The sequence below is a fragment of the Dermacoccus sp. PE3 genome, from assembly GCF_001021715.1.
In the GTDB taxonomy this organism is placed as follows: Bacteria; Actinomycetota; Actinomycetes; order Actinomycetales; family Dermatophilaceae; genus Dermacoccus; species Dermacoccus abyssi.
Genome location: NZ_LDCM01000001.1, coordinates 748,082 through 761,965, shown reverse-complemented (window position 1 = coordinate 761,965; position 13,884 = coordinate 748,082). Strand labels below are relative to the sequence as shown.

The 13,884-nt window shown below is 68.2% G+C and carries 16 protein-coding genes; 10 read left to right on the top strand and 6 right to left on the bottom strand.

Annotated elements, in window-relative coordinates; translation table 11 throughout:
• The first annotated feature begins 102 nt into the window (after positions 1-102).
• The 3 genes from AA983_RS03610 (at position 103) to AA983_RS03600 (ending at position 1,926) form a co-directional block, all read left to right on the top strand.
• Positions 103-798: a phosphatase PAP2 family protein gene (locus AA983_RS03610; protein WP_052946912.1), complete on the top strand. Its 696-nt coding sequence runs from the start codon at positions 103-105 to the stop codon at positions 796-798.
• On the top strand, positions 798-1,667 hold the full coding sequence (locus tag AA983_RS03605; RefSeq protein WP_052946827.1) for a phosphatase PAP2 family protein: 870 nt from the start codon (positions 798-800) through the stop codon (positions 1,665-1,667). The genes AA983_RS03610 and AA983_RS03605 overlap by 1 nt, the downstream gene beginning before the upstream one ends.
• A gap of 64 nt (positions 1,668-1,731) precedes the next feature.
• Positions 1,732-1,926 (top strand): hypothetical protein, encoded by a 195-nt coding sequence (locus AA983_RS03600; RefSeq protein ID WP_047310764.1) that lies wholly within the window; start codon positions 1,732-1,734, stop codon positions 1,924-1,926.
• A 66-nt stretch (positions 1,927-1,992) separates the two neighbouring features.
• Here AA983_RS03600 and AA983_RS03595 read toward each other — a convergent pair whose 3' ends face one another.
• From AA983_RS03595 to AA983_RS03585, 3 genes are all read right to left on the bottom strand, one after another.
• Positions 1,993-2,385: a hypothetical protein gene (locus AA983_RS03595; RefSeq protein ID WP_047310763.1), complete on the bottom strand. Its 393-nt coding sequence runs from the start codon at positions 2,383-2,385 to the stop codon at positions 1,993-1,995.
• Positions 2,385-2,738, bottom strand: a complete 354-nt coding sequence (locus AA983_RS03590; protein WP_156170141.1) for a hypothetical protein — start codon at positions 2,736-2,738, stop codon at positions 2,385-2,387. The genes AA983_RS03595 and AA983_RS03590 overlap by 1 nt, the downstream gene beginning before the upstream one ends.
• Positions 2,739-2,920: 182 nt before the next feature.
• On the bottom strand, positions 2,921-4,402 hold the full coding sequence (locus tag AA983_RS03585; protein WP_047310761.1) for a hypothetical protein: 1,482 nt from the start codon (positions 4,400-4,402) through the stop codon (positions 2,921-2,923).
• 222 nt (positions 4,403-4,624) lie between these two features.
• Between AA983_RS03585 and AA983_RS03580 the strand changes: the two genes are divergently transcribed.
• The 4 genes from AA983_RS03580 to AA983_RS03565 all read left to right on the top strand — a co-directional run bounded on the left by AA983_RS03580 (position 4,625) and on the right by AA983_RS03565 (position 7,704).
• Positions 4,625-5,539, top strand: a complete 915-nt coding sequence (locus AA983_RS03580) for a bifunctional 2-polyprenyl-6-hydroxyphenol methylase/3-demethylubiquinol 3-O-methyltransferase UbiG (RefSeq protein ID WP_047310760.1) — start codon at positions 4,625-4,627, stop codon at positions 5,537-5,539.
• 51 nt (positions 5,540-5,590) lie between these two features.
• A complete protein-coding gene (locus tag AA983_RS03575; protein ID WP_047310759.1) occupies positions 5,591-6,760 on the top strand; it encodes an RtcB family protein in 1,170 nt (389 codons plus the stop codon).
• A gap of 104 nt (positions 6,761-6,864) precedes the next feature.
• Positions 6,865-7,224: an ArsC/Spx/MgsR family protein gene (locus tag AA983_RS03570; RefSeq protein WP_047310758.1), complete on the top strand. Its 360-nt coding sequence runs from the start codon at positions 6,865-6,867 to the stop codon at positions 7,222-7,224.
• Between the two features lie 36 nt (positions 7,225-7,260).
• A complete protein-coding gene (locus tag AA983_RS03565) occupies positions 7,261-7,704 on the top strand; it encodes a YccF domain-containing protein (RefSeq protein ID WP_047310757.1) in 444 nt (147 codons plus the stop codon).
• A 6-nt stretch (positions 7,705-7,710) separates the two neighbouring features.
• On the opposite strand, the gene AA983_RS03560 is transcribed toward AA983_RS03565, so the two are convergent.
• The gene (locus AA983_RS03560) at positions 7,711-7,950 is read right to left on the bottom strand and encodes a hypothetical protein (RefSeq protein WP_047310756.1); all 240 of its coding nucleotides are present in this window, start codon (positions 7,948-7,950) and stop codon (positions 7,711-7,713) included.
• Positions 7,951-8,095: 145 nt separating this feature from the next.
• Positions 8,096-8,722, bottom strand: coding sequence for a maleylpyruvate isomerase family mycothiol-dependent enzyme (locus tag AA983_RS15610; protein ID WP_047310755.1), 627 nt, complete (start codon positions 8,720-8,722; stop codon positions 8,096-8,098).
• A gap of 323 nt (positions 8,723-9,045) precedes the next feature.
• Between AA983_RS15610 and AA983_RS15390 the strand changes: the two genes are divergently transcribed.
• Together AA983_RS15390 and AA983_RS03545 are read left to right on the top strand one after the other, a co-directional pair.
• Positions 9,046-9,687: a hypothetical protein gene (locus AA983_RS15390; RefSeq protein WP_047310754.1), complete on the top strand. Its 642-nt coding sequence runs from the start codon at positions 9,046-9,048 to the stop codon at positions 9,685-9,687.
• A gap of 44 nt (positions 9,688-9,731) precedes the next feature.
• On the top strand, positions 9,732-10,403 hold the full coding sequence (locus AA983_RS03545; RefSeq protein ID WP_047310753.1) for a hypothetical protein: 672 nt from the start codon (positions 9,732-9,734) through the stop codon (positions 10,401-10,403).
• A 60-nt stretch (positions 10,404-10,463) separates the two neighbouring features.
• Here AA983_RS03545 and AA983_RS03540 read toward each other — a convergent pair whose 3' ends face one another.
• Complete coding sequence (locus AA983_RS03540; protein ID WP_047310752.1) at positions 10,464-12,050, bottom strand: APC family permease; 1,587 nt, start codon at positions 12,048-12,050, stop codon at positions 10,464-10,466.
• Between the two features lie 316 nt (positions 12,051-12,366).
• Here AA983_RS03540 and AA983_RS03535 point away from each other — a divergent pair, with 316 nt between their 5' ends.
• A complete protein-coding gene (locus AA983_RS03535) occupies positions 12,367-13,845 on the top strand; it encodes an aldehyde dehydrogenase (RefSeq protein WP_047310751.1) in 1,479 nt (492 codons plus the stop codon).
• Positions 13,846-13,884 lie beyond the last annotated feature (39 nt).

Below are 13,884 nucleotides of genomic sequence, written 5' to 3'. Positions count from 1 at the left end.
GGTGGCGCTGTGGGGTTCCTGTGGACGAATCTGCCCGAATCGTGGGTGGTCGTCATCGCCGAGCGCCGCGGCGGTGCCGGACGCCACGCGTACTCTGACGGCGTGTCCCCAGCAACGTCGGGCGCGTGGTTCGTTCGCGTCGTCCTGCCCCGCCTCGTGCGCGGTGCCCTCGCAGCCGCAGTGCTCTGCCTGCCCGTTGTCGTCCTAGCCGTGCTGGTCACACGTCACTGGTCGCCCATCGTCGACGCCGACCAACGCGCCGTCCTCGCAGCCACGAACGTCACGCGCGAGCGGGGTTTCCTCCCGGCGCTCGAGGCGTGGCAGTGGTGGCTCCACCCGATGCGGGTCTACATCGCGGCCGTGCCGATTGCGCTGTGGACGTGGCACCGGCGTCTTCGCGGGCGCACCATCTGGGGTGTCGTGACGATGCTCGTCGGCTGGAACCTCGGCCTCCAGGCGAAGCTCCTCGTCGAGCGTGCGCGGCCCCTCATCGACGATCCCGTCGCCCACGCGCCGGGCTACAGCTTCCCCAGCGGGCACGCGTTCAACGTCGCCATGATGCTCACGACGAGCCTCATCATGATCTGGCCGCTCGTGCGCGAAAGGGCGCTCGCGCTGCGTGCCCTTCTCGTCGCGGGCGCCGCCGTCATCGCCGTGCTCACGGCCCTCGACCGTGTTTTCCTCGGCATCCATTACCCGAGTGACGTGACGGCCGGCGTTCTGCTGGGGTGCGGGCTGTCGGTGGCTTCGTTCATCGGGTTCAGTCACCGACCGCGAGCGACGAAGGAGCCGGCGTGATGGCGGTTGGACCCGCTGCGAACACGCGCGCCGCTCGGCCCACCGTCCACGAGGTGCTGCGATCGGTACTGCTTCGCGCCGTTCTTCCGGCGCTCGTGATGTTCGGGCTCCTGCTCGGTATCGGCAAGGCCCTCATGACGGTGTTCCACGAGGTGCCGTCCGAAGAGCGCATCTCGCAGAAGGTGGCCGCCGAGCGTGACGGTGTGCTCAACACCGTGACGAAGGTCGTCTCGACGATCAACGACACCTGGTTCACGATCGGCGGAGCGATCGTCATCGGGCTCGCTCTTCTCGCGCTGACGCGGAAGTGGTGGCTGAGCGTCGTGCCGCTGCTCGCCATCAGTCTCGAAGCGAGCGTCTTCGTGCCCGTGACGCACCTCGTCGGCCGACCGCGCCCCGAGGTCGGTCGGCTCGACAACGCGCCGCCGACCTCCAGCTTTCCCAGCGGCCACACGGCCGCGTCGTTCGCGCTGTTCTGGTCACTCGCGATGCTCGCGACGCGTATCGAGAACTCGGCTCTGCGACGCACCGTGCAGACGCTGTGCGTCCTCTTTCCGTTCGGCGTGGGCGCCGCACGTCTCTACCGCGGCATGCACCACTTCAGCGACATCGTGTTCGGGCCTCCTTGGCATCGGGTGCGCGTTCGCGGCCTACCTTGCTGTTCGAGCGGCGGATCGCCATGCCACCGAACGTCAGGTGGATCGGGGGAAGCTGACGACGGTCTGAAGCGGGAGCCCAAGGTGTCCAATTTGGGACGGATCGCGGTGTTGGGCCGTGTTGTTCAGGTGGTGACGGACCGGAAAGCAGGACCGCGAAAAATTCTCGGTTCACTTTTCGATGCACGCTCGATTTCACTCCCGTCGAGGTGAGAAGGTCAGACTCCGTTCCCGGACGCCGGCGCACCACGGTGGCGGCTTTCTTCGAGGAGAGACCATGAAACGACTCACCGCAGCGGCTGCTTCGATGCTCGTCGCCGGATCCTTCGTCGCCCTCTCCGCGGGGGCGGCCAACGCTGTGAGCCACCCGGTCACCGCGAAGCACGGTGAGGACAACGCCCCCACGGCGCGCGGCGAGGACAACGCCCCGTCCGTTCGCGGTGAGGACAACACACCCGGCGCGCGTCGCTGACGATGACGCACGAGGCGCCCTCCACGACGAATCGCGAAGGGCGCCGACGAGGTGAGGCTGCAGGCTTCAGCCCATGCGTTCGATCGACTCGGCGCTGATCTCCGTGACGTCGTTGATGCCCTGGGTGCGCTGCCCCGTCACCGAGCCGCGCACGCGAACGACGCTGCCGAGGCGGAGGTGCTGGGTGTTCGGCAGCGGGCAGCACAGGGCGAGACCCGAGTCGACGGTGCGGAAGCAGTGGCGCACGATGTCCGGGCCGTCCTGCGCGTGGCGGGGGGTGGTGCCGGCAACGCGTACGACGATCTCGAAGGGCTCGCCGACCTCGCCGAGGTAGCCCGACGACGTCGTGCGGGTGGAATCCTGCTCAGCCGGGCCGGCAGCGACCCCGGCGAACCGGTCGTCGCGGGCCGCGCCGCGACGTTGCGCGGAGACGCGGGAGAGGGTCAAGGGGCCGAACATCAGGTCATCCTCAGCGGGTTGAAGCACTCGTGGAGCGTCGTGATGCAGGCATCGTCACGGCGGATGTGGGCCTGTACGAGGCCGGACAATTTCACTCGATCGCCCACGCGGAATCCGTAGCGGCGGGCCGATGACCATTCAAGCAAATCGTGAGTGCCGATTTGGCGGACGAGATAACGCTGAATTCGATGACCCATGTCGGTGATGGCGACGATCTCCACCGGCACGCGCACGTGCTCGGCCTGTTCACCGATCCATTCACTCGCCAGCGACGGGACGAACGGGCGCTCAGGGGTGCGGCTCGCGGCACCCGTTGCAGTCGCCGTACGGGTGCTGGACGAGACGAGGTTCACCGGAGCGAAAGTGCGCACGAGGGCACGACGAAGAACGAAGGTCGCCACACGAACTCCAAAGCTGATCGACAGTCCTGACAGAGGTAGGACGCTCGATCAAGGTTTGGGTTGCACGTCGTGAGGTGATCAACGGAAAACGTGTGCGCGTCGTCGGGCCGAGATGCTCGAAGACGGTGCGTGTGTCAGCGGCGCACGACCTTGGGCAGGCCGAGCACGGCGGCCACGCCGAGCGCGGAACGCGGGGCCCACGCCGTCCGCCACAGCCCGCCGTGAGCGGCGCCGTCGCTGAAGAGTGCCTCCGGGTGGTCGCGGTGCGGCGCCTCGCCGGGCGCCAGGTCATCGCGCATGACGTCGTGCACGAGCAGCGCAGCCATGAGAGCGCGGCTCGTCTCGGGCGCGAAGACCTCGACGCCGAAGTGGTGGGCGCCGCCGTACGCCGCGCGCAGGACGGGGTTCTTCGTTACCGATCGTGTGAGCGTGGCCGGGGCGACGTTGAACGACACGCGCTTGCCGTCGGCCTCCGCCGCCACAGCACGCCAGCGCTGCAGTCGCTTCGCGACGGCGTAGTTCGGGCCCTGCTGCGCGACGAGGCAGTCGGCCACGTGCGAGTGCTTGGGGTAGGGCTCGCTGAACAGCTGGCCCCGCGAGGCCAGTCGTAGCCCCTTCTTCGCGACTCCGCGACTGCCGTGGCGCTGCCAGCGTCCCCGCGAGGCGTCGACGATCTCCTGCGGCACGACGAAGGCGTCCGTCGGAGTGGCGAGGTACGCGAGGACCGTGGTGGGGCGCATGCGTTGCAGGTACTGGCCGATGGCGTCGGCCGCCAGCGTGAGGCGGATGTGCATGCCCGAGTCGGCGTAGGCGTGCATGCCGAAGACGATCGTGTCGTCGCCGGCGTTGTCGGCGAACCAGGCTGCAACACCGGCCGGGTCGGCCACGATGTCGGCACCCGCCTCGCCGTCCCTGACGGGCAGGGTGATGCTGCCCGCCCCGGCCTCGGCGAACTTCGCGAGACGCTCGCTGACGCGCGGAATGTCCACGGCGAGGATGCGTGCGCCCCAGCGCGACAGCATGTCGGTGGGGCCCATCTCGGCGCCCGCGCCGACGCTCGCGAGGACGTGACCGGGCAGGCTCAGCCATTCCGGGTGGTTGATGACGCGCTTGACCGCTTCGGCGCACGAGGCCTCGATGACGCCCTTGGCCACCCACGTGTCGAGCTGACGCTCGAGGTCGTGGCCCGTGAGATCGCGTCCCTTGTAGGGCACCGCCAACGCCTCGACCCGAGGCTTGCGACCGTCGATCGTGCGGTTCTCGTACGTGCCGTGAGCCGCTTCGACGGCGTCGTCGAAGGCCCACTCGGCGAGTGGTGTTTCGTGGCCGTCGTCCCCGACGACGCGCATGCGGCGGTAGGCGGAGTCGAGCCCCGCGCGGGCGATGTCGACAGCGGCCTGCGGCGTGGAGGCCGTCGTCATCGTGAGGTCGCGAACCGCGGCGAGGTAGGCCTCGCGCCAGTTCTTCGCGCCCTCCACGCGTGCGGCGAGGGCCGCGTCGCTGCCGCGGACGGCGTCGGTGACGATGCCCCGAACGGTCGGGGTGGTGGCGCGCTCGGCGTCAGCGCTCTCCGCGGTGTCGGGCGCGGGGAAGGTGATGCCACGAAGCGTCGTCATCGTCTGTCTCTTCCTGATCGGGGCAGCGGTCGCTTCCATGAAATCCCACGCGGTGTGGCCGGATCATCCGAAGAACCGCCAACGTCGGACGGGCGTCTTTGGAGGTTTCCTCCAACTTCCCGATGATGAGCGGTGACCGCGGCACCGGTGCCGCGTTTCCGAGGCAACATCGTCGGAGATATTCGGTCGCGCACCGGGAGCACCTGCGTCAGACTCTCATCCATGAACTCCTTCACCACGAGTTCTCCCAGCGCCGACGCGACGTGGGAGAACTCCCGCTCGCACAATCAGGCCAACTGGGACGAGCGCGCCGCCGCGCATGCTTCGAGCCCCGACTACGCCGTCCAGCGCTTCGTCGACGACCCTGACGCCCTCAGTGGCGTCGTCGAGTTCGACCGACCTCGTCTCGGCTCGATCGCGGGCCTCGACGTCGTGCACCTGCAGTGCCACATCGGCACGGACACGCTCTCGTTGGCGCGTCTCGGGGCAGCGTCCGTCACGGGGCTCGACTTCTCGACGGCGTCGCTCGAGCAGGCGCGCAGCATCACCGAGCGCGCCGGGCACCGCGAGATCCGGTTCGTTCAATCCGATGTCTACGACGCTCCGGCCGCGCTCGAACGGCAGCAGTTCGACCTCGTCTATACCGGCATCGGCGCGTTGTGCTGGCTGCCGAGCGTCGAACGGTGGGCCGCCGTGGTGGCTGAGCTGCTGCGACCAGGCGGACGACTGTTCATCCGCGAGGGACACCCGATGCTGTGGGCGCTGGGCGACAACCCAGCCACCGGTCAGCGCACCCTCGCGGACGGCGAGTTCACCGGCCCAGCGCTCGAATTCCCGTACTTCGAGATGCCCGAGCCACTCGTGTTCGACGACGGCGGCACCTACGTCGAGACCGAGCGCGAGTTCAACGCGACGGTCACGCACGAGTGGAACCACGGTCTCGGCGAGATCGTCACCGCGCTGCTCAAGGCGGGCCTGCGCCTCGACTTGTTCACCGAACACCAGAGCGTGCCCTGGAACGCGATGCCCGGCCAGATGGTCGAGATCGGCGTCGGCGAATGGCAGCTCGCCGAAGCGCCGGAACGTCTCGCCGCCACGTACACGATCACCGCCACGAAGGTGGCACCCGAAACCTGACATTGCTCCCTACTCCGTTGCGGTGCAGGGTGACCGCAAGGAGAAAGAACAATGGAGCGCATTTCCCCGACCCTCTTCAACTGGGCCTCGATCCTCGAGGATTCGACCCGCGAGCAGGCCGTCACCACGGCGTCGATGCCGTTCGTCTTCCCGCACCTGGCCCTCATGCCGGATGCCCACCTCGGCCGTGGCGCGACCGTCGGCTCGGTCATTCCGACGCTCGGGGCCATCATCCCGGCCGCCGTCGGTGTCGATATCGGCTGCGGCATGATCGCCGTCCGCACGCAGCACACGGCGGCAGATCTGCCCACCGAGCGTGCGTCCGTGCGTCAGGCGATCGAGCGCGCCATCCCGCTCTCGGCGGGTGGGGCCAACCGCAAGATCAGCCGAGAGCACACGCAGGTGCGCATCGACGAGCTCGAGACGATGGCCGAAGAGGCCGGGTTCGACCCGGCCGCGTACGCGAAGAAGTGGAAGCTCCAGCTCGGCTCGCTCGGTTCCGGTAACCACTTCATCGAGATCTCGCTCGACGAGGAGGACCGGGTGTGGCTCTTCCTGCACTCCGGTTCGCGAGGTGTCGGCAACCGCATCGCCCAGCACCACATCAAGGCGGCCGAGGCGTACTGCCGGACGAACTGGATCCAGCTGCCCGACCGTGACCTCGCCTACCTCGTCGAGGGAACGCCGCAGTTCGACGCCTACATCCGTGAACTGCGCTGGGCGCAGCACTTCGCGCTCCTCAACCGCGAGGAAATGATGGACCGCGTCGTGCGCCAGTACGCCGAGTGGGTGGGCGAGCCGGTGACAGAGCTTGAGCGGATCAACTGCCACCACAACTACACGGAGCAGGAGAAGCACTTCGGGAAGAACGTGTGGCTCTCACGGAAGGGCGCGATCAACGCCGAGGCAGGGCGTCCGGGTCTCATTCCGGGCTCGATGGGTACGGCGTCGTACGTGGTCGTCGGCAAGGGCAACGCGCTCTCGCTCAACTCGTCGCCGCACGGTGCGGGTCGTGCGTTCTCCCGTTCTGCGGCGCGCAAGCGCTTCACTGGTGACGAGCTGCGGGAGGCGATGAAGGGCATCGAGTACCGCGACACCGATGCGTTCATCGACGAGATCCCGGGCGCGTACAAGGACATCGACCAGGTGATGGCGGATGCCGCCGACCTCGTCGAGATCCGGCACACGCTGCGTCAGATCGTCAACGTCAAGGGCGATTAGTCATAGCCCGATTCCCCCGATGGAGTGTGGCCCCTCCGCCGCGCGACATCGGGGGAATCGGCGTTCCCATCGGGTTGTAGGTGGCGACGGGTAGCGTCAGGGGCATGGCTGAGACCACCGTTCTGCACAACCCGCGCTGCTCGACGTCACGCGCCGCCCTCGACGCGGCGCAGGAGGCGAACGTCGACGTCGAGGTCCTCCAGTATCTCAAGGAGCCCCTCACCCGTGAGGCCCTGCTCGAGTTGCTGGGCAAGCTCGAGGACGCACCCACTGACCTCGTGCGACGTGACACCACGTTCAAGGAGCTCGGCCTCACCGACGCCGACGTCGCGGCGCCCGACCAGGTGGCCGACCTCCTCGCGGAGCACCCGAAGCTCATGCAGCGCCCCGTGCTCGTGCGTGGCAACCGCGCCATCATCGGGCGCCCGAAAGACCGCGTGCCCGCGTTCCTCGCAGGCAACTGACTTCTCGCACTACTGATCACCACTGGGGGAGGCCGCGTGAAGACGCTGCTCAACATCATCTGGTTTGTGCTGGCCGGCTTCTGGCTGTGGATCGCGTACGCGGTCGCGGCTCTCGTCATGTGCATTCTCATCGTGACGATTCCGTTCGGCATCGCGTCGTTCCGCATCGCCAACTTCGCGGCCTGGCCCTTCGGCCGCACCTACATCGACAAGCCGACCGCCGGCGCGGCGTCGATGATCGGCAACGTCATCTGGTTCGTGTTCGCCGGCCTGTGGATCGCGCTCGCGCACATCGGCACGGCCATCGCGCTCGCGGTGACGATCATCGGTATCCCCTTGGCGTGGGCGAACCTCAAGATGATCCCGCTCGCGCTGTTCCCCCTGGGCAAGGAGATCGTGCCGGAGGGTGCCCTCGCTCCGCCCCGGTACACACCGCCGCAGGCCTACGGCCAGGGCGGCCCGCCACTTTCGCGCTACTGAGTGGCCTCACGTGTAGGGGTAGGGCTTGGGCGTTCCGTCGTCGTCAATGCCGTAGCCGCTGCGAGGGCTTTCCTTCGGTTCGTCGAAACTCACCCAGCGGCGCAGCAGGCCGGGCACGAGGAAAACCACCCACGCGATCTCCCACGCGTGGAAGGCGAAGCCGAGCACGAAGAACGTGATGAGCGCCAGGGTGCCGGAGACTGCGAGCAACTTCTGCGCGGTGGTCATGGGCTGGTTGGTCTTCATGTCTTCACTCTTCCCCCGTGGTGGTCGCGCAGCCCGGGGTTGGTGTCACGAACGCCCCATGACATTCGTCAGGGGATGACGAAGGGCGCCCGCCGGCGACGCGAATGTCGGAGACGAGCGCCCTGCGTTCGTGAGCGGCGCCGCGTTACTTCGTGAGGCGGGCGCGGTACTCGGGCAGGCCGTCGCCGGCGAGGTCGTCAAGGTACTCGGCGCGGCCCGTCATCGTCATGATGAGCGCGAGCAACGGGCCCTGGACGATCTCACCCTTGCCGTGATCCCACTTCTGGTCCGTGGCCATGAGGTGCAGGCCGTCGATGCGCTTCTTCACACCGAGGCCACTCGAATCCTTGTAGTAGTCGCCGAGCTCACGCAGCGTCTCGAGCGGGTACTCGCGGGTGAGCCCGAGCGGACGGCGGATGTCTTCGGCGTGCACGAGCGTGTCACCCAGCATCGCTTCGCCGCTCAGCGGGGCGGTGCGCTCGTGGAGCACGGCCTTGAACGCGGCGAGCGTCTCGGCGGGCGTGCCCTTCGAGTACTCGGCCACGACGGCGTCGGTGACGGCCTGGAAGTCGCCCTTGTGCTTGAGCACGAGCTTGGCGACGTCGGCCTTCGACGTCGAGGCACCGGAAGCGAGGTGCGCGACGACGTCCTGGATCGTCCAGCCCTCGCACAGCGACGGGCTGCGCCACTGCTCGTCGGAGAGCTGCTCCAGCTCGGCGAGGAGAGCCTCGCGCTCGTCGTGGATCTTCGTCCACACCATCTCGTGCGACATGACGTTGCCTTTCGTCGGGGCCGAATCTTGGCTCCAGTCTGCCGAAACGGCGAGCGATCGGCCATCCGAGCGCGTGAACCTGCTCACAGCGCGACGGCCGTTCGCGCGCGGGACATCACTCGACGGTGAACCTGCGATGAACGCGTCGTGACTGCTCGGAGGCGCCCTCCTCGACGCGGGATGAAAGCCCATCGCTCTCCGATCAAGTGTGAGAGTCCTCACGAAAAAACCGCGGAAACTCGGTCGATTCCTTCTTGTACGGTCGTCCATGTTCGAGCGCCTCGGCCGTCTCGCGGTCGGGGATTCATCTTGGAGAGGAGCACATGCACGTCCGTTCATGGGGCCGCACGACGGCCGCTGCGGCCACCGTCGCCGTCGCGTTCGCCAGCATCGGCGCCGGCGCCACGGCGTCCGCCGAGCCGCAGGTCCGCCACGTCACGCAGCACGAGACGATCGACCAGTCGAACTCCAGCGTCTACTCCGACGCGCCGGTTCCGGGCTCGCTCACGGCGGGCCAGTTCCCCGTCGCCAATGAGAGCGCCTACTCGCTGCCCAAGGGTTACTCGGTACAGGTCGGATGGCAGGTCGTGAAGAACCCGGCCAACGAGGGTGGCCGCAAGGGCTACCAGTCGTACGTGAGCACGACGGCCACCCCGTCGCTCGCCTCGTCGTCGGTGAAGTACGCCGGCGCGACGAACGCGTCGGCCGGTAAGAACGGCGTCGCCAACGTCGAGCTGACGAAGACCCTCGCCCCGGGCCAGGGCATCTACGGCACCTGGTCGGGCGCCCCGATCTCCGCCGACGGCCAACGTTCCGCGACGATGCGCTACCGCGTCTCCGTCACGGCGCCGTCGCGCACGATGACGTACACGAGCCGCGCCAACACGTCGGCGGGCGAGCTCGTCGAGATCGAGCACGTCGTCACGATCAAGGGCGGCACCTTCACCTACGACGCCGACCTCTGATCGGCCCACCCCGCACTTCGACCCCACGACACGAGGTAGGAACCATGACGACCATCAAGCGCACCCTCGCGACGTTCGCCGCGGCCGCCACCGTCGCCACCGGCTTCGCCGCGGCCCCGGCGCAGGCTGACGCGTCGACCGAGAACGTCGACATCTGGCACATCAAGAACGCCGGCCCGATCAAGCCCAACGCCTCCAACCCGAACCCGGTCTGCAACCCCTGGTCGCAGTGCCGCACGCACATCACGAGCGTGAAGACGTCGTTCACGCCGATGGGCGCCGTGCAGACGACGAACGACTCGGACTCGAGCGTGCCGCTCACGCAGACGTTGTCGTCCACCCAGACGCTGACGATGAAGATCGACGGCGACTTCGGCCGCTCCTTCACCGCGGGCCTCACGGGCTCGGGCAGCAAGGACGGCATGACCGGCGGCGGCAACCTCGCCGCGACGTGGACCCAGGCCATCAAGCCCGGCTTCTCCTACGAGGCGTCGTGGACGACCGGTCAGGAGATCGGCCCCTACGACATCAAGCCCGGCATGGTCGGACGCGCGACGCACGGCTTCAACACCGTCACGTTCAAGGGCACGCAGCAGTACTGCAAGCTCAACGGCACGTGGAGCCAGCCGACGCCCCTGTCGGGCACGGCCCCCGTCGCCAAGGACGTTCACATCGAGCAGCACAAGATCGGTTCGCTGCCGAAGAACCGCTACTGACGCACACACACCCGTGCCCGGGCCGATCATCGGCCCGGGCACGGGTGTGTGCGAACGCCGTCAGTGGTGGTCGGGAACCAGCTCGTCGACCCGGTCCTTGCCCATGAGGGCCCAACGCTCGGGGTCGCGCTTCTTGAGCGCCGCCGCCGAGATGATGCCGACGACGACCGCCACGAGGATGAGGCCCGGCAACACCCAGCGAAGAGCGCTCTCCGGGTTGCCGATGAGGTTGCCGAACTGCGAGGTGGCGTACACGGCGACCGCGCCCATGAGGACCGCGGAGAGCGCGGGGGCCACGGCCGTCCGCCACATTCCGCCGGCCCCGGTTCCTGCGGTGGCGACGTCCGCCGTCACGGCCTCGTCGGCCGCGGCCTTGCGGCGCTCGCCGCGGTAGCGCGCGAAGAACGCGACGACGGCGACGGACGCGAGCGACATGAGGAACAGAATGGCGAGCGTGCCGAGCTGCGTCAGCCAGGTGAAGAGGTTGAGCACCGGATCCTGACCCGTCACCGTGAAGAGCAGCAGGACGACGGCGGCGAGAGCCGTCTGGCTCATCGAGCCCATGTGGGGCGACAGGTGCAGCGCGTGCGTGTGGCCGAGCTTGCGCGGCACGAGCCCCTCACGCCCGAGGGCGTAAAGGTAGCGGGCCACCGCGTTGTGGAAGGCGAGCAGGGCCGCGAACACCGACGTCGCGAACAGCAGCGACATGACCTGCGTGGCCGTTGAGCCGAGGTAGGTACCGCCGAGCTCGAAGAGGAAGACGGTGGGGTCGGGCTTGAGTTCGCCGAGGTGCGACACGAGCGTCGAGGGGCCCTGGGCGCTCACCATGAGCCACGTCGTGATCGAGTAGAAGACGCCGATGACGATGACGGCGAGGTAGGTCGCGCGGGGCACCGTGCGGCGCGGGTCCTTCGCCTCCTCGGAGTAGATCGTCGTCGACTCGAAGCCGATGTAGCTGGCGGAGTTGAACAGCAGCGCGATGGCGAGCGAACCGCTCGTCAGGGCGCCGAAGCTGAAGGGTTCCATCGACAGGTTCGAGGCGAAGCCGCCGGTGCCTCCGTTGCCGCCCTTGCCGACGATCGCGACGTCGAGCAGGAGCACGATGAGGAACTCGAGGGCGACGAGGATGCCGAGCACCTTGACCGAGAGGTCGACCTGGCGGTAGCCGAGGACGCCGATGATCGCCCAGGCGACGAACGAGCACGCCCACCACGGCGGGTTGAACCCGAGGGTCTCCGCGCAGAAGCTCGCGGCGGCGGCGCCGAAGAGTCCGTAGAGGCCGATCTGCATCGAGTTGTAGCCGAGCAGCGCGATCCACGCGGCCGCGCCACCGGCGGGCTGCTTGAGGCCACGCGCGACGTACGCGTAGAAGGCGCCCGTGCTCGTGTGGTGGCGTGCCATGGCCGTGTACCCGACGGCGAAGAGGAGCAGCAGGGCGCTGACGATGAGGTAGGCGAACGGTATGCCGGGGCCGTTGCCGAGCAGCATCGCGACGGGGGCTCCGCCGGCCATGGCGGTCAGAGGTGCCGCCGCCGAAACGACGATGAATGCGATGGCGACCGAGCCGAGTCGGCCGCTGCGCAGCCTGTGTTCGTCGCCGGACGTCGCGCGCTCGCGTGCGTCGTCGTGAAGTGGTGCGCTGCTCATGGCATCGCCTTTCGCCAGGGGGTTGCGTGGGGAGGCACCCCGGCCCGTGACGCCGCGTGTCGCGGGCCGGGGTGTTACGCACGTTCACTCCGAGTCACCCCACTCGTTAGGGAGCGAACGATCTGCGTGAGGCTCACGGTAGCGCACGGTGTGACCTGGACCACAGCATTTCGTCGGAAAATTTCCGAAGCGTCCTTTCGACGCTCTCCGCGGGGTCTTGACGCGCTTCCAAAAGCCTCGGCCGTCAGATACGTTTGGGTCCGAACGATTGCTACTGTGACTCATGTCACCACCCACGCGAACGGCGAGGAGCGTCATGGCGAACCCGGAAAAGATCACCGTCGAGGGTGTCGAGGTCGACACCCGGCACTGGATCGGCGGCGAGCGCGTCGCGAGCGCCGACGGCGCCACGTTCACCACCGTCTCGCCGATCGACGAGTCGGTCATCGGTGAGGTCAGTGCCGCCGGTGAGGCCGAGGTCGACGCCGCGGTCGCCGCAGCTCGCGAGGCGTTCCCCGCCTGGTCGAAGACGAGCCCCGCCGAGCGCGCCGCCGTCCTGCGCAAGGTTGCCGAGGGCATCGAGGCCCGCGTCGAGGAGCTGGGCAAGGTCGAGACGCGTGACAACGGCGCGCTGCTTCGCAGCCACCTGCGTGGCGTCATGCCGCGTGTGGCGATGAACTTCCGCTTCTTCGCGGACTACCTCGAGAAGGATCTCGAGCACCCCGACATGGAGGTCGCCGGGCGCGGCCACCGCGAGCGCATCACGTACGACCCCGCGGGTGTCGTCGCCATCATCACGCCGTGGAACGCGCCCCTCATGCTGGCCACGTGGCGCATCGGCCCGGCGCTCGCCGCGGGTAACTGCGTCGTCCTCAAGCCGCCGGAGTGGGCGCCGCTCACGGCGTCGCTGCTCGCCGACATCGCCCACGAAGCAGGCCTTCCGGCCGGCGTGTTCAACGTCGTCCAGGGCACTGGTGTGGACGCGGGCGCGCCGCTCACGCGTCACCCGGACATCAACCGCCTGTGCTTCACCGGCTCGGTGCCGACGGCCGGCGTCATCGCCGCCGCTGCCGCGCCGAACATCGTGCCGCTCAGCTTCGAACTCGGCGGCAAGTCGCCGTTGCTCGTGCTCGCTGACGCCGACATGGACACGGCCGTCGACATCGCCGTCGAGCAGTTCGACAACGCCGGCCAGGTCTGCCTCAAGGGCTCGCGCATCCTCGTCGACGAGGCCATCGCCGAGGAGTTCACGAAGCGCGTGGTCGAGAAGTCGAAGACGCTCAAGCAGGGCGACCCGCGCGACCTCGAGACCGATGTCTCGGCGCTCATCACGCGCAAGCACTTCGAGACGATCGACGGCTTCGTCGAGCGCGCCAAGGCCGACGGCGCCACGGTGCTCACCGGCGGCGGCCCCAACACGGAACTCGGCGGCCTCTTCTACGAGCCGACGATCCTCGCCGACTGCCCGGAGGGCTCGGAGATCCTCACCGAGGAGGTCTTCGGCCCGGTGCTCACGATCGAGACGTTCTCCGGTGACGACGAGGGCGTCGCCAAGGCGAACGACACACGCTTCGGGCTCGCCGCCACGCTCGTCACGTCCGACCCGGAGCGTGCCGAGAAGGTCTCCGCGCAGCTTCGCGCGGGCACCGTCTGGGTCAACTGCTTCTTCGTGCGTGACCTGGGCGCGCCGTTCGGCGGCAGTGGCCAGTCCGGCATCGGGCGCGAGGGTGGCATCTGGAGCTTCGACTTCTACTGCGACGTGAAGAACTCCGTCTTCGCGCCCGCATCGAACTGACACGACGAAACGCCCGCACACGGCTGACGACGGACGTCG